This window comes from Mesorhizobium sp. WSM4849, from assembly GCF_055811385.1.
Genome location: NZ_JBVVPW010000010.1, coordinates 213,651 through 231,369 on the forward strand (window position 1 = coordinate 213,651; position 17,719 = coordinate 231,369).

Here is a 17,719-nt window from a genome sequence, read left to right on the forward strand (position 1 = left end):
TCACATCGCTGCCGGAAAGAGGCCAATAGTGGCAAAGGTGATGACGGCGGTAATTAGCAGGAAATGCCAGTAGAGCACCACATTGCTTAGATCCATGTCATGCTTCGGCGTCAGTCGGCCGGCCAGCGAGCGAGCCAGGCAATAGGCCTGCATGACCGTGCCGAGCGCCGCATGGGCGAGCACCCAGATCACGAGGATCCACACGATTGCGGGATAGACGTGGCGCGTCGGGTCCATGCCGCGAGACCACGGCGCGGCCAAGCCTGCGGCGGACGCGGCAACGGTCGTCAGCAGGGACAGCAGCAGCAAGCCGCGCATAGCGGCCGTGGCGCCGCGCCTGTTGAACATGCGGGCCGCCACCATCAATCCCCACGCTGCAGCGAACAGGATGGCAGCCGCCAGCGACCAGGCTGCGTCAGGCCCGGCAATCCCCGCGGTGAAGTCGATATGGATCGTCCAGTAGAAGAAATAGCCGAAGACGAGGCTGGCGAAGGCCGTGCCGTCGCCCACCATGGTGATGAACATCGCCCACCAGCCGACCGAATCGGGGCCGGAGGCATAAAGCGGCAGGCTGAGCCCCAGACCGACATCCTTTTCCGGCTTCTCTGGGATTTCTCCGGTGCCCGTCCAGAGCCAATAGATGACGGCGCAAAAGCAGGTGATTGCGGCCAGCGCCGTCGCGATCCACCAGTGGAAGGTAAGCGCGATGAAGGCGGCCCCGAGCGTGAGGGCCGAGACGATCGTGACATGGGACGTGCCGCCGACCCGCAGCACCTGGATGGGCTCGGCGTCGAGCACGGAGGTGACCAGGCCTTCGCGCCATCCCTCTTCCGCGTCGGGCAGGTAATAGCGGCCGCCATTGACCTTGCGCGCAAGATCCTTCTGGTCCCAGAGGGGGTAGCGGCTGCGAACGATGGGTATCGAGCGGACGCCCCAGTTCTCCTCCGGCTCGGAGATCCATTCCAGCGTGCCGGCGTTCCATGGGTTGAATTCGCCGCGCGGCTCCCTGTGCTTCGGCCTGAGCACGTCGAAGACGACCACCAGCACGCCGGCGGCGAAGATGAAGGCTCCGGCCGTCGAGATCAGGTTCAGCCAGTCCAAGCCGATTTCGGCCGGATAGGTGAAGACGCGCCGGGGCATGCTGCGCAGCCCGCTCAGATGCATCGGAAAGAAGGCGATGTTGAAGCCGCAGAACATCAGCCAGAAGGCGAGCCGCCCGAGACGGTCGGAGAGCTTCTTCGCGTCGATCAGCGGATAGTAGTAATAGAGCCCGGCCACGACCGGAAAAAGCATGCCTCCGATCAGCACATAATGGAGGTGCGCGACGACAAAATACGTGTCGTGCGCCTGCCAGTCGAAGGGTGCGAGCGCCACCATGACGCCCGTCAGGCCACCGATGACGAAGATGGCCAATCCTCCGGTGCCGAACAGCATCGGGGTCGAGAAGATCACCCGGCCGGCCAGCATGGTGGCGATGAAGACGAAGATCTGCACGCCCGTCGGGATCGCCACCGCCTCGGAGGCCGCCGAGAAGAAGGCCAGCGAGATCTGCGGCAGGCCTGTGGCAAACATATGGTGCACCCACAGGCCGAAGGAGAGGAACCCCGTCCCCACTGCCGCGAGCACGATCCAGGAATAACCGACGATCGGACGCTGGGAAAAAGTCGGCACGATCATCGCCATCAGCGCGATCGCCGGCAGGAAGATGATGTAGACTTCCGGATGGCCGAATATCCAGAACAGATGCTGCCACAGCAGCGGGTCGCCGCCGCGCGCTGCGTCGAAGAACGGCCAGTCGAACATCCGTTCCATCTCGAAAAGGAGGTCGCCGGCGATCAGCGGCGGGAAGGCGAACAGGATCATTCCGGCAACGATCAGCAGGTACCAGGCGAAGAGCGGCATCAGGTTGATGCGCATGCCCGGCGCGCGGCATTTCATGATGCCGACGATGAGTTCGACGGCGGCCGCGATCGAGGCGACTTCGATGAAGGAAAGGCCGAGCAGCCAGATATCGGCGCCGATGCCGGAGAGCTGCTTGTCGGTGGCGAGCGGCGGATACATGAACCAGCCTGCCGACGGCGCCGCATTGAAGAAGATCGAGCCGCAGACGAAGATACCGCCGAGGAGAAAGCTCCAAAAACTGAACGCCCCGAGGCGCGGGAACGGCATCTCGCGCGCGCCCAGCATCGGCGGCAGCAGGAAGATCGCGACCGCCTCGAAGATCGGCACCGCGAACAGGAACATCATCACCGTGCCATGCAGGGTGAACGCCTGGTTGAAGAAGTCGGCCGACAGGAAGTCGTTGTCGGGCACGGCGAGCTGCAGCCGCATCAGCAGCGCGAGCGCGCCGGCGAACAGCATGAAGGCGAAGGCGGCCGAGCCGTACCAGAGGCCGATCTGGAAATTGTTCACCGAGGTCCAGTAGCGCCAGCCGGCCGGATTGGCCCAGACGGCGCGCAGCCGCTCTTCCTGCGCCTTGTATTCCTCCCGCGAACGCTCCTTGATCGCAGCGCTCATTGCAGGCCTCTCAGCCAGGCGGCTATGGCGCGAATGTCGTCCGGCGGCAACATCTCGAAGGCCGGCATGCTGGAGCCGGGCTTGATCAGGTCGGGCCGGGCGATGAAGCGGGCGACGGCGTCTTCGGTGTTGGGCAGGATGCCGGCTCCGACGGTAACGCGGGAACCGAGATGCGAAAGATCCGGGCCGATCAGGCCGCGCGCATCGGTGCCCGCGACGAAATGGCACGACCCGCAGCCATGGCGCAGGAATAGCGCGCCGCCGCTCGCGCCGGCCCCTTCCGCGGGAATTGCCTGGGCGGCGAGCCAGGACCGGAATGCTTCGGGCTCCATCGCCACGGCCGAGAACGCCATCAGCGCGTGAGACGTGCCGCAATATTCCGTACAGGGCCCGCGGAAGATACCGGGTTTCGTGGCCATGAGCGAAAGCCTGTTGGTGCGGCCGGGGATCATGTCCATCTTGCCGCCGAGCGGTGGGATCCAGAAGGAATGGATCACATCGGCACTTTTCAGGGTCAATTCGACCCGCTCGCCGACCGGCAGCCTGATCTCGTTGGCGGAAGCGATCGGCGGACGCTGAGATGGGCGGTAGACAACTTCCCACCAGAACTGCCTGCCGGTGACTTCAATCCGCAGGGCGGCGGAGCTCGCCTGCGCGAAGGGCCGAAGGCCAGGCATCAGCCACAGTGCATAGGCGAGCAGGGCACAAAGCGTGACCGACGGGAAGACCACGCCGCCCCAAAGGATGATGCTGCTGGCAGACTTTTCGGCCAGCCTGCGGCGATTGAATAGGGCTGAATGAAGAAGCAGGCCGACCACGCCCAGCCAGATGACGGCGCCGCCGCTTAGCATTACCCAGAACAATATGGCTATCTGCTGCGCTTCCGCTCCCGCGGGCTCAAGTACCGACCGGGCGCCGGCATAGCCGCTCGCGAGCAATAATGACGCAGCGGACAGGCTGAAATATTGACCCATTTCCAACCCCTCCGCCGTAAACCGGCGAGAGGGGCGGAAGGTTCCGGGCAACTGAGCTTTCGAACCAAGCTGCATTCGCCGCTGCTCTTTGGGCAATTTTTCAACGTGTGACGAAACAATTGCGCTCGATCCCCGTTTGCCCGTCATAGCGAGTGTTGGGGGGAATGTTGGGGGCGGGTGTTGGGATCGCCCATGCCAAAGGAGGCGACGATGAGCGCAACCGGCTTGGAAGTTTTTGACAAAACCCTGCAGACGACAAACATCTGGCTGGACGAGATCATGGCCGACCACGGGCCCGATAGGCGCGTTGCCTGGCATATGCTGGGAGCCGTTTTACGCACCTTGCGGGATTGGCTGCAGATCGAACTGGCTGCCAATTTGGGAGCGGAACTGCCGCTTCTCGTGCGCGGAGCCTATTATGATCGGTATAGGCCGCGTGATCTGCCGGCCACCAGCCGTTCATTGGAGGAATTCCTCCAGCGGGTGGCCGAGGAGATGAAATCCACTCGACCCGTGAATCCCGAGGATGCGACGAGATCCGTGTTCAAGGTACTCGCCAGGCATGTCGACCTCGGCCAGTCGGCCAAGGTGCGGGACGCGTTGCCGAAGCAGATCCGGGCGCTTTGGCCCGAAAGTGTCGGAGTCTAAAGCGCGTCGCGTTCGACCGGCCTCATGCGACGCGCTTTAGGTTGTTTTTTTCATGCATGTCGTTGTCGCAAAACCGCTGCACACTTTTGCGCGACATGCATTAGCGGCAGCAAGACAAAAGTCGGGCTGCCGATACGGTTCTCAGCTGCCTCCGCCCGGCCGGTCTTTTTCCTCGCGATACAGTCGCTCAGTGGCCCGATCGCTTTCTCTGCGCTCTGCAGGCCCCCGATGGCGCCACGTGAGGAGGGCGTAGGCGATCAGGATTGCCAGCAGTAGCGGGCCGCCAGCAACGACGATCAACCACATGCTGTTCTCGAACATGGAACATCTCCTTTCCCCTCGTTACCGAGAAGGAGCGAAACCGTTGCTCCCTCCCGGTGCAGGGGTGGACAGCGCGGCGTCGATACCTTCACCGAATGACCCGTGCGCCGCCAATTCAACTGCTGGGCGCAGGCGGCATGGTTCATTCCTCCAGAAAAACAGCTTGTTCACAGCGGGCTGTTGCACTCGGCAAGCGCTGATGGAAGAATGGACATCCCTCGGAAACGTTCCATTGTGCGAGCCATTCGCTGGCTGGCTTCCAGGCGTTCACTATATCTGTCTGGACCCCTAACATCCGGTCGCAGACGCACTACGTGATGATAGGGAACCACAAAGGCTTTCCGACAGTTGAATGAAGGGCGACAGCAACCAGACCGGCCGGGGCGAGGATACCATGCGTGAGAATCAGTCCGACGTCTTCGATCTGTTTTCGGAGATTTACACGAATGTGGCGCAGGAGGAGATAAGCATCCAGCAATATCTCCTTGCCTGCCGCGAGGATAAATCGATGTATGCCTCGGCACCCGAACGGATGGTCGAGGCGATCGGCGAGCCTACCCTGGTCGACACCAGCATGGATGAGCGGCTCGGCCGCATTTTCGCGAACAGGACAATCAAGATTTATCCCACCTTCTCCGAGTTTTATGGCATGGAGGACACGATCGAGCGCATAGCCGGCTATTTCCGCTATGCCTCTCAAGGGCTCGAGGAACGCAAGCAGATCCTCTACCTGCTTGGCCCTGTCGGCGGCGGTAAGTCCTCGCTCGCCGAACGGCTGAAGAAGCTGATGGAGCAGCGTCCAATCTATACGCTGAAGGTGGGCGGCCAGATCAGCCCGGTTTTCGAATCGCCGCTCGGGCTTTTCAATCCTGACCGCATGGGCGACCTTTTGGAGGACAAATACGGCATCGCGCGGCGCCGGCTGAACGGCCTGATCTCGCCGTGGGCGGCCAAGCGTCTCGATGAACTGTCCGGCGACATCTCCAAGTTCAGCGTCGTGAAGCTGACGCCTTCGCGGCTGCGCCAGATCGGCATCGCCAAGACCGAGCCGGGCGATGAGAACAACCAGGACGTTTCGGCCCTGGTCGGCAAGGTCGACATAAGACAACTCGAGCATTTCAGCCAATCCGATCCGGACGCCTATTCCTACAGCGGCGGCCTGAACCGGACCACGCAAGGGTTGCTTGAGTTCGTCGAGATGTTCAAGGCGCCGATCAAGGTCCTCCATCCGTTGCTGACCGCTACCCAGGAAGGCAGCTACAACGGTACGGAAAACTTCGGATCTTTCCCTTATCAGGGCATCGTCGTAGCCCATTCCAACGAGTCGGAATGGCTGCAGTTCAAGAACAACAAGAACAACGAGGCGTTCCTCGACCGTATCCTGGTGGTCAAGGTGCCGTACTGCCTGCAGGTCACCGAAGAAAGGCAGATCTACGAAAAGCTGCTGCGCGAAAGCGAGTTGGCTTCCAGTCCCTGTGCACCGGAGGTGCTGGACATTCTCAGCCGGTTCACGGTCTCGACCCGTCTGGCCGAGCACGACAATTCGCCGCTTTACACGAAGATGCGCGTTTATGACGGCGAGAACCTCAAGGACATAGATCCCAAGGCGAAGTCGGTTCAGGAATACCGCGATGCCGCTGGAGTCGACGAGGGCATGACCGGCGTCAGCACACGCTTTGCTTTCAAGATCCTGTCGCAGACATTCAACTACGACACCAAGGAAGTGGCCGCCGATCCTGTGCATCTGATGTACATTCTGGAGGAGGCTATCAAGCGCGAGCAGTTCCCGAAGGAAACGGAAGCCGCCTATCTCGACTTCATAAAGTCGGAACTGGCGACGCGTTATGCCGAGTTCATCGGACACGAGATTCAGAAGGCCTATCTGGAATCCTACAGCGAATACGGCCAGAACCTGTTCGACCGCTACATCGCGTACGCCGATGCCTGGATCGAGGATCAGGACTACAAAGACCCCGATACAGGCCAGATCCTCAACCGCGAGGTGCTAGACAACGAACTGTCGCAAGTCGAAAAGCCGGCCGGCATTGCCAATCCCAAGGACTTCCGCAACGAGGTCGTGAAGTTCACGTTGCGCGCCCGGGCGAGGAACCATGGCCGCAACCCGTCATGGACAAGCTATGAAAAGCTGCGCGAAGTCATCGAGAAGCGGATGTTCGGCCAAGTCGAGGATCTGCTCCCGGTGATCAGCTTCGGCTCCAAGCAGGACAGCGTAACGGAGAAGCGGCATACCGAGTTCGTGCATCGGATGGTCGGACGCGGTTACACCGAACGTCAGGTCCGCCGGCTGGTGGACTGGTACATGCGGGTGAACAAGGCGGGCTGAGTCCGGCCGGGATGGTTTCATGCCGATCTTTGTCGATCGCCGACTGAACCCGAAGGACAAGAGCCTCGGCAACCGCCAGCGCTTCCTGAAGCGTGCGCGCGAAGAGCTGAAGCGAAGCATCCGGGATCGGATCCGTATCGGCAAGATCGCCGATGTCGATAGCGAGCACGCCGTCTCGATGCCGGCGAGGGGCACAGCAGAGCCGAGCTTCAGCGATGCGAAGGACAGCGGCAGGCGGCAGCACATCCTGCCGGGCAACAAGCATTTCGCCCCGGGCGACCGGGTTCCCAAGCCCGGCCAGGGCGGCGGCGGCTCGTCTCCGGGGAAAACGGTCTCGGAGGACGATTTTCGTTTCGTGCTCTCACGCGAGGAGGTGCTCGACCTCTTTTTCGAGGATCTCGAACTTCCCGACATGGTCAAGCTCAACCTCAAGGAGATACTTGCCTTTAAGCCGCGCCGGGCCGGATTCGCCGCGACCGGTTCCCCGACCAATATCAATGTCGGGCGCACGATGCGACACAGCCATGGTCGCCGGATTGCGCTCAGGCGTCCTAGGCGCGAGGAACTTGATGCGATTGAGAAGGAACTCGCAATCCTGGAGGCAGAGCCCCAGAGCGCGGCGGCACACCAGCGCATTACAGCGTTGCGGGAAGAGCTTGAGCGACTTGAGCGCCGCCGCAAGCGGATCGCCTATGTCGACCCCGTCGACATCCGCTTCAACCGTTTCGACGCCCAGCCTGTGCCGAATGCCAATGCGGTCATGTTCTGTCTCATGGACGTATCCGGCTCGATGGGCGAACGCGAGAAGGATCTGGCCAAGCGCTTCTTCGTGCTGTTGCACCTCTTCCTGAAACGGCGCTACGACCGCACCGAAATCGTCTTCATCCGCCATACGCACGAGGCGCAGGAGGTGGACGAGGAGACCTTCTTCTACAATACCCAAAGCGGCGGTACGGTCGTTTCCACGGCACTCGAGGAGATGCATCGCATCATCGCGCAACGCTATCCCTCCAACGAGTGGAACATCTATGCCGCCCAGGCATCGGACGGCGACAATTTCGTAACCGATTCCGAGCGCTGCATCGGTCTCATGGACGGCCAGATCATGCGCCTGTGCCAGTATTTCGCCTATGTCGAGATCATTGACGAACGCGAGAGCCATATTTTCGGCAGCACCGACAATGGAACCTCGCTCTGGCGCGCCTACAGCGCTGTCAACCAGAGATGGCCGAATTTCCAGATGAGCCGTATCGCCAACGCAGCCGACATCTATCCGGTCTTTCGCCAGCTCTTTGCCAGGCAGCCGGCCTTCCAGAAAAGTGCTTGAGGGGGGAACTGATGGCGAACCAGGCCAGCAAATCCAGCCAAACCAGCAACTCCGGTTTGCTCTTTTCAGGGTCCGACTGGGATTTCAAGACACTGTCGCGCGCCTACGAAGCAATCGAGGCGATCGCGATCGAAGAGCTTCACCTCGACGTCTATCCGGTGCAGATGGAGATCATCTCGTCCCAGCAGATGCTCGACGCCTATTCCTCGGTCGGCATGCCGCTGATGTATCGCCACTGGTCTTTCGGCAAGCATTTCCTCTACCAGGAAATGCTCTATCGCAAAGGCGGACGGGGGCTCGCCTATGAACTGGTCATCAATTCCAATCCTTGCATCGTCTACCTGATGGAGGAAAACACCATGGCCCTGCAGGCCCTGGTGACAGCTCATGCAGCGCTTGGCCATAATCATTTCTTCAAGAACAATCATCTGTTCCGGCAGTGGACGGACGCCAGCGCGATCCTGAGCTATCTCGATTTCGCCAAGGGTTACATTGCCCGTTGCGAGGAGCGGCACGGTGTGGCCGCGGTGGAGGCGATCCTCGACTCGGCCCACGCGCTGATGGAACAGGGCGTGTTCAGATACCATCGGCCGCCGAAGCTGTCGTCGGAGCGGCAGCGTGAAGGCGTTCGCGAGCGCCTGGAGTACGAAGAGCGTTCCTACAATGACCTGTGGCGCACGCTCCCGCGTTCGAAGGACGGGACCAAGGCCAGCGAGACGGACCTCGGCATGGCGGAGCGGAAGAAAACGCTCAACCTGCCAGAGGAAAACCTGCTCTACTTCCTGGAAAAAAACAGCCTGGTCCTGGAGCCTTGGCAACGTGAAATCATCAGGATCGTCCGCGTCGTCGCGCAATACTTCTATCCGCAGCGGCAAACGCAGGTGATGAACGAAGGTTGCGCCACGTTTGTGCACTACACACTCATGAACATGCTGTTCGATCGCGGTCTGATCACCGAAGGCGCGATGCTGGAAATCCTGCGCAACCATTCGAACGTGATCTTTCAGCCGGGCTTCGACGACCCGCGTTTTTCCGGCATCAATCCCTATGCCCTGGGCCTCGACATGATGCAGGACATCCAGCGCATATCGACTGAGCCGACCGCCGAGGATCGTGACTGGTTCCCCGATATCGCCGGCAACGGCAATTGGCGCGAAACCCTGCTCTACGCATGGGCGAACCATCGCGACGAATCTTTCATCCGCCAGTATCTGAGCCCCGCTCTGATGCGGAAGTGGCGGTTCTTTATCCTCGCCGATGCCGCCAGCGAACCGCATTACGAAGTTGCGTCGATACACAATGAGCGTGGCTACGAAAAAATACGCGCCGGGCTCGCCCAAAGCTACGACATCGGCGCGAGCCGGCCGGATATCCAGGTGGTGGATGTCGATCTGCTCGGCGACCGACAGTTGCGACTGGAGCACAAGGTGAAGGACGGCATCGTGCTGGAGGAGGCCAGTCGCGACGCGACACTGCGCCATATCCGTCGCCTGTGGGGCTATGAGGTCAGCCTGGCGGCGATCGATGCACAAACGGGCGGGACGCTCAACGAACGTTCGACCAGCCAAATCGGCGAATGACCAAAACCGGGATGGCCGGCGACGGCCTCCTAGCCGATTTCCGCTTTTGGGTCCAATGCTCTGGCCGTCGGACCCGGGAAGGTCGGTTCCGTGGGAATTTCGGATGGTGTCTCGGGAGGAATTTCGACGGGCTGCCTTTGCGGGCTGGGAACGGGATCAGGAGAAGGCGGAGGAACGCCCGGAGGTTCATCCGGCGGAGTTTCCGGCGGAGCAGGCGGCCGGGCAGGCTCAGGATTGGGATTATCCGGTATCGGCACGGGATTGTTCGGATCAGGATCAGGATCGGTCATGGACACTCCCCGAAGCTTGCTTCACATCTCCTCGGCGCCAATGTGTTTCCAATTCAACAGCTCCGGCGCCCATGAGTAGCTCGTTTTTGCTGTCGACCCCGGCGTGGACGTGGGTCGTTCGCAGCGGGATTTCCTCGGAGGAGGATCATCCAGGGTGACAACCATCGCGCCTAACGATGGTTCCCTGCCGTTGCGGTGGGGCTCAATGCCAGCGGCGTTGAAAAATGGAGCGGCGGCTCCACCTTCGTCGCATTTTACCGTGTCGGCGAGCACGCTATCTACGCCGCGTATTACCAGGACGGTTCAGGGAGCAACAGCATGCGCGCGTTCATGGTTGTCACCCTTCTTCTGGTCGCAATCACAATGGCGCTCTCGCTCGCGCACGCGTTGGAGTTGCCCGGCAAGTTGCGCCTCAAGGAGGCCACCTACAAATCTGTGCAGGCGATCTACTATCCCGGCTTCACGATCGGCGGGTTTGCCGAGATCGGCGGCATCATTGCACTCGCCATCCTGCTTTACCTCACGCCTTATCCAGGCGCTCGATTCTGGTGGACCTTGGCGGCCCTTGTCTTCTTGGTGGCGGAGCATGCGACCTATTGGCTGGTAACGCATCCCGTCAACAATTTCTGGCTGCAGGATGTCGCTGTGTCGAAACCAGCCGCGACGTTTTTTTCAATGCTCCGTCGGAAGCAAAGCGGCGACTGGAAAGACTTGCGCGATGTTTGGGAAGCCTCGCACGTCGCCAGGGCAGGCCTGGCGATGCTGAGCCTGATCTCAATAACTGTCGCCGCGACATTTTTTGCTGGGAGTGAATAGCGCGCGGGATGCGCAGCGACGCTACTTGTTCGTCCGCATCTTTTGCCTTGGATTGATCCCGCCAAGGGCGTTGGTGTCGTTCTCGACGTCGCCCTCGATCGTGTTTTCGCCTTCGAGTACGAGTTCGTCGCCTTCCTTGATCGTGCCTTTCGAGGTCCCGATACCGGGATTGTTCCTCAGATCGGCATCGCTCGGCTTTTTCCACTTTGGATGTTTGGTTCCGCTCATGGCACAACTCCTTCGAAAAGGGTCCTGTTCCAGAAACAGCAGGGCGCGATGAATGTTCCGCCGAAACTCACCTTGACGCGGCCTGTCCGAGAGGCGGCTAAAGCGCGCCGCATTTGACCGGCCTCACGCGACGCGCTTTAGTTTGTTGTTTTATGCATGTCGTTATCGCAAAACCGCTGCACACTTTTGCACGACATGCATTAGAGCCCGAACGGATAGGTGTCAGGAACGCCCGTTCCCACATGCTCCGGCCCAAGCGGCGTCACCGCGACGGTTTCGTCAAACCAGACGAACGCGTCAAACTGCTGGGAAAGTGAGGCATCCGCGTAATGGCTGCGCAGTTCGGTTTCCGGCCGATAGATCACGCCGATGAAGCGCTCCAGCCGACGCTCCAGAAGCCGATCGCGAAGATCGTCGTCGCGCTTGATGTCGAGCAGGAAACGCGAGACGCCGCAATCATGGCAAAGCCGTTCGTAGCTATCGCTATGGGAAGGCCGCACCCGCTTGATTTCCATCTCGCTGTCCCAGTCGGAGGCTGCGGCGACTGTCCCGGAATGGGTACTGAGCCCGATCAAGGCTGCCTCGTCGCCGAAACGCTGGCGGCAGAGCTGGCCGATATTCACTTCGTCCCTGACAATTCCCATTTCGGTATAGCGGGCGTCGCCAATATGGGAATTATGCGCCCACACGACCGCCTTGGCGTTCGGCCCGCGGGCCTCCAGCAGATGCTCGAGCGTCTCGAACATATGGGTGTCACGCAGGTTCCAGGACTGCGCGCCGCCATAGTACATGATCCGATAATAGCGTTCTGCGGAGGCGATCAGCCGGGCATTCTGGGTGGCATCCATGAAATCGACGCCGTCCTGCTGGGCATAGTCGAGCTGCTTGGCAAGCAGCTCGCGGCATTGTTCAAGCACGGCCTCCTCGCATTTCTCGAAACCCGATGTGAGCGCGACACGGCCGTAGGTGGATGGTTCATGTTGCCAAGGCGTCAGGCAGCCATAGCGTTCACGCGCGATCTTTGCTGCCTGCGGATCGACCCGATCGAGATATTGGAGAACCGCGGCGATCGATCCGCTCATATTGTAGATGTCGAGGCCATAGAACCCCGCCAGTCGGGACGATAGCCTGATGCGCATATTGTGATGTCCCATCCAGTCGACGAATGCGGCAACGTCGGTGTTGCGCCACATCCAGGTGGGAAACCGCTGGAACGGCGGATCGGCGTTGACCCGTGGCGGCCGGTGGCGGACATAGCGATCGATCGCCGCTGCATCCGGCCAATCGGCCTCGACAGCGACGATGGTGAAGCCGTGCTTCTCGATGAGCCTGCGGGTGATCGCTGCGCGGGCCCGGTAGAACTCCGACGTGCCGTGGCTCGCTTCACCGAGCAGGACGACGCGCCGGTCGCCAAACCGATCGAACAATTCGCCGAACGCCGGATCGTCGAAGCCCGGCAACGGTTCGGCCGCTGCCGCGATCAACTCCGGCAGACTGCGCGTGCGTGCGCGTCGGGACGGACGATCGTTCGCGATACGGTTGCCGCTCTCGGGCCAGCCCTGCTCGCCGATGAGCGGGACAAACCGCACACCGCCGAAATCCTCCTCGCTGTAAGTTGCAGCGCCGGTTCGGGTGACCTTGAGAAGGCGCTGATCATGCGGTTCGTCGCCGACCGGGATGACGAGCCTGCCGCCGACGTCGAGCTGTTCCTGAAGGGCAAGCGGCGCACCGGGTCCGCCGGCTGCGACCAGAATGGCGTCGAAGGGCGCTGCGTCGGGCCAGCCTTTAGTGCCATCGCCGGTGCGGACTTCGATATTGTCATAGCCAAGCTCTTCGAACCGCTGTTTCGCCGTTTCCGCCAACCCGGCGTGGCGTTCGATCGTGTAAACGCGTTCGACGATCCGGCTCAACACGGCAGCCGCGTACCCTGAGCCGGTGCCAACCTCCAGGACATGGTCGCCCGGTCCGATCTCTGCCATCTCGATCATCAAGGCGACGATATAGGGCTGCGATATCGTCTGACCCTCCGCAATCGGCAGCGGCCCATCCTCGTAGGCGAATTCTTCAAAGCCGGGAGCGACGAAGGCCTCGCGCGGAACCTCACGCATCGCTTCCAGCACCTCGCGGTCATGGATGCCACGGCGGCTGAGATGGACCTCGACCATTCGGTCGCGTGCATCGGAAAGGTCGAGCATCTTTTGCTCCTTTTGCGGGCTGGCGGTCCGCCGCACTGATTGTCCCCAACGGCTCCCCGGCGACAATCCCTCGATCGGCGTGCGCTCGGCTCGGCAGCGCTTGATCTCATTTCGGCGGCTCGTCTCCTTAACCGTTGGCGAGCTTCCAGGTTCCTGCAAAAGAGCGATTGGCGGGCGCAAATGGCGGCCCCAGCCGAACTTATTTCCGTGAAAATCCTTTCTCCGGGGCGATCGCACTCCAGATATCGACGGGCGAACGCATTCTGGAGACGTTTCGATGAACGACGAGGCTCGGACCACCGCGCAGCCAACAGGCATTGATCAGGTCAATCTCATGGACCGCTATTGGCGCGCCGCGAACTACATTTCGGTTGGCCAGATCTATCTGCTCGACAATCCGCTGCTGCGCGAGCCGCTGAAGGCCGAACACGTCAAGCCGCGGCTGCTTGGCCATTGGGGCACGACACCTGGCCTCAACTTCATCTATGTCCACCTGAACCGCGTCATCCGTGAACGCGGTCTCGAAATTCTGTTTATCTGCGGCCCAGGTCATGGCGGCCCGGCGATGGTCGCGAACGCGTGGCTCGAGGGCACCTACAGCGAGATCTATCCCGAAATCGGCCAGGGCGAAGACGGCCTGAGAAAACTCTTCCGGCAATTCTCCTTCCCTGGCGGGGTGCCAAGCCACGCTGCTCCGGAAACGCCCGGCTCGATCCATGAAGGCGGAGAACTGGGATATGCGCTGGTCCATGCTTTCGGCGCGGCCTTCGACAATCCTGATCTGGTGGTCGCCTGCGTCGTTGGCGACGGCGAAGCGGAGACCGGTCCGCTCGCGGCGGCTTGGCACTCCAACAAGTTCCTCAACCCGGCATCCGACGGCGCCGTGCTGCCGATCCTGCATCTCAACGGCTACAAGATCGCCAACCCGACGATCCTTGCCCGCATGGATGACGTGGAATTGCGAAGCCTGTTCGCCGGCTATGGCTACGAACCATTTTTCGTCGAAGGTCACGAGCCGATTCCCATGCATCGGATGATGGCCACGAAGCTGGACACCGCGCTCGACAGAATCCGTTTCATCCAAAAGCGAGCCCGTGCTTCGGGCTGGCAGGGAGAGCGCCCGCTGTGGCCGATGATCGTGCTGCGCAGCCCGAAGGGGTGGACGGGACCGAAGGAGGTCGACGGCAAGAAGGTCGAGGATTTCTGGCGCTCGCATCAAGTGCCGGTGTCGAACGCTCGCGGCAACGAGGCGCACCGCAAGATCCTCGAAGACTGGATGCGGAGCTACGAACCGGAAAAGCTGTTCGACAACAGCGGGCGTCTGCTTCCAGAGCTGGCGGCGCTTGCGCCAACCGGGCCCAAGCGCATGGGCTCAACCCCCTATGCCAATGGCGGATTGCTGAAGCGCGACCTCGTGCTTCCCGATTGGAGAAGCCTGGCGCTCGATGTGCCGCGTCCGGGTGGTGCCAAGGCCGAGGCGACGCGGATTCTCGGAAGCTATCTCCGCGACGTCATGCGCCTGAATGCGGATGCCAGGAATTTCCGGCTGATGGGGCCGGATGAGACATCCTCCAACCGCCTTGACGACGTCTTCGAGGTCACGAACCGGGTCTGGATGCAGCGGATCGAGCCCCATGACGTCCACCTCTCCCGTGACGGCCGCGTCATGGAAGTGCTCAGCGAGCATCTTTGCCAGGGTTGGCTGGAGGGCTACCTGCTGACCGGCCGCCATGGCCTGTTCTCGTGCTACGAGGCGTTCATCCACATCGTCGATTCCATGGTCAACCAGCATGCGAAATGGCTGAAGACATCCCGCGAGCTTGCCTGGCGCAAGCCGATCGCCTCACTCAATTACCTGCTGACCTCCCATGTCTGGCGGCAGGATCACAACGGCTTCAGCCACCAGGATCCGGGCTTTGCCGATTTCGTCGCCAACAAGAAGGCCGATACGGTCAGGCTCTATTTCCCGCCGGATGCCAACACGCTGCTCTGGATCACCGAGCATTGCCTGAAAACCTACAACCGCATCAACGTGATCACCGCCGGCAAGCAGCCAGCGCCGCAATGGCTGTCCGTCGAAGACGCAGAAGCGCACTGCAGGGCGGGGGCGGGGGCCTGGGAATGGGCCGGGACGGTTGCGAAGGGCGAGGACCCGGATGTGGTCATGGCATGCGCCGGCGACGTGCCGACACTGGAGACGCTCGCTGCCACCGACATTTTGCGTTCCGCGCTTCCGGACCTGAAGGTTCGCGTCGTCAACGTGGTCGACCTGATGACGCTGCAGTCGAATTCAAAGCATCCGCATGGTCTCGCCGATGAGGATTTCGACGCTCTGTTCACGAAAACCAAGCCAGTCATCTTCGCCTATCACGGCTATCCCTACCTCATCCATCGCCTGACCTACCGACGCGCCAACCATGACAACATGCATGTGCATGGTTTTCGCGAAGAAGGCACCACCACGACGCCGTTCGACATGGTCGTACTCAATGAACTTGACCGTTTTCACCTGGCGCTCGCCGCGATCAAACACGTACCTGGGCTCGCCGAACGTGCGAAAGGCCTTGCTGCCGAACTTCAAGCGAAGCTTGTGGAACATAGGGCCTATGTCCGCGAGTACGGCGAAGACATGCCCGAGATTCAGGAGTGGAACTGGCCGGAGAACAGCGCGACGAAGGCCGGCGATTGATGCGACACGCAATTCTTGCACTGAACGCCGGCTCCTCCAGCATCAAGTTCGGACTATACGACCTTGAAACCTCCGCGGAACTGCAACTTGTCTCACGTGGCAAGCTGGATCTGGGCGATGCGCCGAGGCTCAGCGCGAAGGCGGCCGATGGAACAGTGCAGTGTGATCGACCGCTTGCCGGAGACGCGCGCAACGCGGGCATCGACGCGTTGCTCGATTGGATCGAGAGCGAACTTGGCGGCAGGAAACTAATCGCCGCCGGCCATCGCATCGTGCATGGCGGGCGCGAGTTCGTCGAACCCGTCCGTCTGACGCCTGCCGTGATCGAGGGCTTGGACAGGCTGACGCCGCTTGCTCCGCTGCACCAGCCTGGCAGTCTCGCGCCGATCCGGACACTTGCAGCGCTGCGGCCGGATCTGCCGCAGGTCGGCTGCTTCGACACAGCCTACCATCAGACCATCGATTCGATCGTGAGCCGCTTCGCACTGCCGCGCAAATATGATGCGGAAGGGATCCGCCGCTACGGGTTTCATGGTCTTTCCTACGAATATATCGCCGGGCGGCTCAAGGAGATATCGCCCGCTCTTGCAGCGAAGCGCACGATCGTCGCCCATCTCGGCAGTGGAGCGAGCCTGTGCGCCATGCGCAACGGGAGAAGCGTCGATACGACGATGGGCTTTTCCGCCCTCGACGGCCTGGTCATGGGCACGCGTTGCGGCGCCATCGATCCGGGCGTGCTTTTGTACTTCGTGCTGGAGAGAGGCATCGCGGGGGAGGCTCTGCAGCACATGCTCTATGAGGAATCCGGGCTGCTCGGAGTATCCGGCATCTCGGGCGACATGCGCACGCTGGAAGCGAGCGACGATCGCCACGCCCGCGAAGCGGTAGACCTTTTTGCTTTCCGGGCCGCAAGGGAAGCTGCCGCGCTCGCCAACACGTTGGGCGGCCTCGAATGCCTCGTGTTCACCGCCGGCATTGGCGAGCGCTCGGCGCCGGTCCGCAAGGCCATATGCGAAAGGCTTCATTGGCTTGGCGTGGCGATCGACGAGCCATCCAATGCCTCTCATGCTGAGATCATTAGCCGGCCGGACAGCAAGGTTGAAATACGCGTCGTCGCGACCGACGAGGAGAGCATCATTGCCCGCCACGCGCGCGCACAAGGGAATGCTTGATAACGCAATCATCGCGCGGTTTGCCAGGGCAAGGAACCCTGCGCGTCCGCGACCGTTTCCCCTGTCTGATTACCTAAGGGAGATCTGATCACCAAAGGGAGAAATCCAATGGCCGAAACCACCAGTATGGCAGGCGCCTCAAAGGCGGCAAACGAAGCCCAGGAGGCGATGAAGAAGCAGATCGCTGAGCTTCGCCGCGAAATCACCAAGATAAATCGGACCCTTTCCGACCGCGCCGAGGAGGCACAGGGCTGGTACGACAGCGCCGCCGAACGGGCCTCGCGCGCAGCCCGGCAACTGCGTAGCCAGGCGCACACCGTGACTGAAACTGTCCAGCAGAACCCAGGCACAATTTCTTCGGCGATGATGCTTGGCGGCGTGCTCGGTGTTCTCTTGGGAATTGTGATTGCAAAGAGTTCCGAGCCTGAACGGCGGTGGTTCTAGAGCATTTTGCAGCCAAACGTCTTCGTTTGGCGTCCGACAAAATGCGTAAAAGAAGGAGTTAGAGCGCGGTTTTGGTTCCACCAAAACGCAAAGCGCTCTAGTGTCATGATCGCGTAATTCGTGCGATTATTGCGTTGATTCGATTGGAGATGCGATGCATGGGACGAGTTGCTG

Annotated in this window: 13 protein-coding genes; 8 read left to right on the forward strand and 5 right to left on the reverse strand. The window is 61.1% G+C overall.

Annotated elements, in window-relative coordinates; all coding sequences use genetic code 11:
• Together ctaD and coxB are read right to left on the reverse strand one after the other, a co-directional pair.
• Nucleotides 1-2,517 carry a cytochrome c oxidase subunit I gene (ctaD, locus tag AC0L3L_RS13885; protein WP_473637990.1) on the reverse strand — a complete coding sequence of 839 codons (2,517 nt, stop codon included), beginning with the start codon at nucleotides 2,515-2,517 and terminating at the stop codon, nucleotides 1-3.
• Nucleotides 2,514-3,491, reverse strand: coding sequence for a cytochrome c oxidase subunit II (gene coxB / locus AC0L3L_RS13890; RefSeq protein WP_473637991.1), 978 nt, complete (start codon nucleotides 3,489-3,491; stop codon nucleotides 2,514-2,516). The genes ctaD and coxB overlap by 4 nt, the downstream gene beginning before the upstream one ends.
• A gap of 210 nt (nucleotides 3,492-3,701) precedes the next feature.
• On the opposite strand from coxB, the gene AC0L3L_RS13895 reads away from it, so the two are divergent.
• The gene (locus AC0L3L_RS13895; RefSeq protein WP_473485549.1) at nucleotides 3,702-4,139 is read left to right on the forward strand and encodes a DUF2267 domain-containing protein; all 438 of its coding nucleotides are present in this window, start codon (nucleotides 3,702-3,704) and stop codon (nucleotides 4,137-4,139) included.
• A gap of 141 nt (nucleotides 4,140-4,280) precedes the next feature.
• Here the strand turns inward: AC0L3L_RS13895 and AC0L3L_RS13900 are convergent, their stop codons facing one another.
• The gene (locus tag AC0L3L_RS13900; protein ID WP_473485550.1) at nucleotides 4,281-4,460 is read right to left on the reverse strand and encodes a hypothetical protein; all 180 of its coding nucleotides are present in this window, start codon (nucleotides 4,458-4,460) and stop codon (nucleotides 4,281-4,283) included.
• A gap of 394 nt (nucleotides 4,461-4,854) precedes the next feature.
• Here AC0L3L_RS13900 and AC0L3L_RS13905 point away from each other — a divergent pair, with 394 nt between their 5' ends.
• The 4 genes from AC0L3L_RS13905 to AC0L3L_RS13920 all read left to right on the forward strand — a co-directional run bounded on the left by AC0L3L_RS13905 (nucleotide 4,855) and on the right by AC0L3L_RS13920 (nucleotide 10,817).
• Nucleotides 4,855-6,804, forward strand: coding sequence for a PrkA family serine protein kinase (locus AC0L3L_RS13905; RefSeq protein ID WP_473637992.1), 1,950 nt, complete (start codon nucleotides 4,855-4,857; stop codon nucleotides 6,802-6,804).
• A 19-nt stretch (nucleotides 6,805-6,823) separates the two neighbouring features.
• The gene (locus tag AC0L3L_RS13910) at nucleotides 6,824-8,131 is read left to right on the forward strand and encodes a YeaH/YhbH family protein (protein ID WP_473485551.1); all 1,308 of its coding nucleotides are present in this window, start codon (nucleotides 6,824-6,826) and stop codon (nucleotides 8,129-8,131) included.
• Between the two features lie 11 nt (nucleotides 8,132-8,142).
• Nucleotides 8,143-9,711 (forward strand): SpoVR family protein, encoded by a 1,569-nt coding sequence (locus tag AC0L3L_RS13915; RefSeq protein WP_473637993.1) that lies wholly within the window; start codon nucleotides 8,143-8,145, stop codon nucleotides 9,709-9,711.
• Nucleotides 9,712-10,196: 485 nt separating this feature from the next.
• Nucleotides 10,197-10,817 carry a DUF1772 domain-containing protein gene (locus AC0L3L_RS13920; protein WP_473637994.1) on the forward strand — a complete coding sequence of 207 codons (621 nt, stop codon included), beginning with the start codon at nucleotides 10,197-10,199 and terminating at the stop codon, nucleotides 10,815-10,817.
• A 21-nt stretch (nucleotides 10,818-10,838) separates the two neighbouring features.
• Here AC0L3L_RS13920 and AC0L3L_RS13925 read toward each other — a convergent pair whose 3' ends face one another.
• Nucleotides 10,839-11,045: a hypothetical protein gene (locus AC0L3L_RS13925; RefSeq protein ID WP_027151394.1), complete on the reverse strand. Its 207-nt coding sequence runs from the start codon at nucleotides 11,043-11,045 to the stop codon at nucleotides 10,839-10,841.
• A 200-nt stretch (nucleotides 11,046-11,245) separates the two neighbouring features.
• On the reverse strand, nucleotides 11,246-13,240 hold the full coding sequence (locus tag AC0L3L_RS13930; RefSeq protein WP_473637995.1) for a protein-L-isoaspartate(D-aspartate) O-methyltransferase: 1,995 nt from the start codon (nucleotides 13,238-13,240) through the stop codon (nucleotides 11,246-11,248).
• A 277-nt stretch (nucleotides 13,241-13,517) separates the two neighbouring features.
• Here AC0L3L_RS13930 and AC0L3L_RS13935 point away from each other — a divergent pair, with 277 nt between their 5' ends.
• From AC0L3L_RS13935 to AC0L3L_RS13945, 3 genes are all read left to right on the forward strand, one after another.
• On the forward strand, nucleotides 13,518-15,929 hold the full coding sequence (locus AC0L3L_RS13935) for a phosphoketolase family protein (RefSeq protein WP_473637996.1): 2,412 nt from the start codon (nucleotides 13,518-13,520) through the stop codon (nucleotides 15,927-15,929).
• Nucleotides 15,929-17,101: an acetate/propionate family kinase gene (locus tag AC0L3L_RS13940; RefSeq protein ID WP_473637997.1), complete on the forward strand. Its 1,173-nt coding sequence runs from the start codon at nucleotides 15,929-15,931 to the stop codon at nucleotides 17,099-17,101. Before AC0L3L_RS13935 ends, AC0L3L_RS13940 begins: the two co-directional genes overlap by 1 nt.
• A gap of 108 nt (nucleotides 17,102-17,209) precedes the next feature.
• Complete coding sequence (locus AC0L3L_RS13945; protein WP_258123016.1) at nucleotides 17,210-17,545, forward strand: hypothetical protein; 336 nt, start codon at nucleotides 17,210-17,212, stop codon at nucleotides 17,543-17,545.
• Nucleotides 17,546-17,719: the final 174 nt, after the last annotated feature.

Bases quoted from the DNA above. Each gene is read 5' to 3' on its own strand.
- AC0L3L_RS13910 (WP_473485551.1), top strand. From the start codon at position 6,824: ATGCCGATCTTTGTCGATCGCCGACTGAACCCGAAGGACAAGAGCCTC.
- AC0L3L_RS13900 (WP_473485550.1), bottom strand. From the start codon at position 4,460: ATGTTCGAGAACAGCATGTGGTTGATCGTCGTTGCTGGCGGCCCGCTA.
- AC0L3L_RS13940 (WP_473637997.1), top strand. From the start codon at position 15,929: ATGCGACACGCAATTCTTGCACTGAACGCCGGCTCCTCCAGCATCAAG.
- AC0L3L_RS13935 (WP_473637996.1), top strand. From the start codon at position 13,518: ATGAACGACGAGGCTCGGACCACCGCGCAGCCAACAGGCATTGATCAG.
- AC0L3L_RS13905 (WP_473637992.1), top strand. From the start codon at position 4,855: ATGCGTGAGAATCAGTCCGACGTCTTCGATCTGTTTTCGGAGATTTAC.
- AC0L3L_RS13930 (WP_473637995.1), bottom strand. From the start codon at position 13,240: ATGCTCGACCTTTCCGATGCACGCGACCGAATGGTCGAGGTCCATCTC.
- coxB (WP_473637991.1), bottom strand. From the start codon at position 3,491: ATGGGTCAATATTTCAGCCTGTCCGCTGCGTCATTATTGCTCGCGAGC.
- AC0L3L_RS13915 (WP_473637993.1), top strand. From the start codon at position 8,143: ATGGCGAACCAGGCCAGCAAATCCAGCCAAACCAGCAACTCCGGTTTG.
- AC0L3L_RS13925 (WP_027151394.1), bottom strand. From the start codon at position 11,045: ATGAGCGGAACCAAACATCCAAAGTGGAAAAAGCCGAGCGATGCCGAT.
- AC0L3L_RS13945 (WP_258123016.1), top strand. From the start codon at position 17,210: ATGGCCGAAACCACCAGTATGGCAGGCGCCTCAAAGGCGGCAAACGAA.
- ctaD (WP_473637990.1), bottom strand. From the start codon at position 2,517: ATGAGCGCTGCGATCAAGGAGCGTTCGCGGGAGGAATACAAGGCGCAG.
- AC0L3L_RS13895 (WP_473485549.1), top strand. From the start codon at position 3,702: ATGAGCGCAACCGGCTTGGAAGTTTTTGACAAAACCCTGCAGACGACA.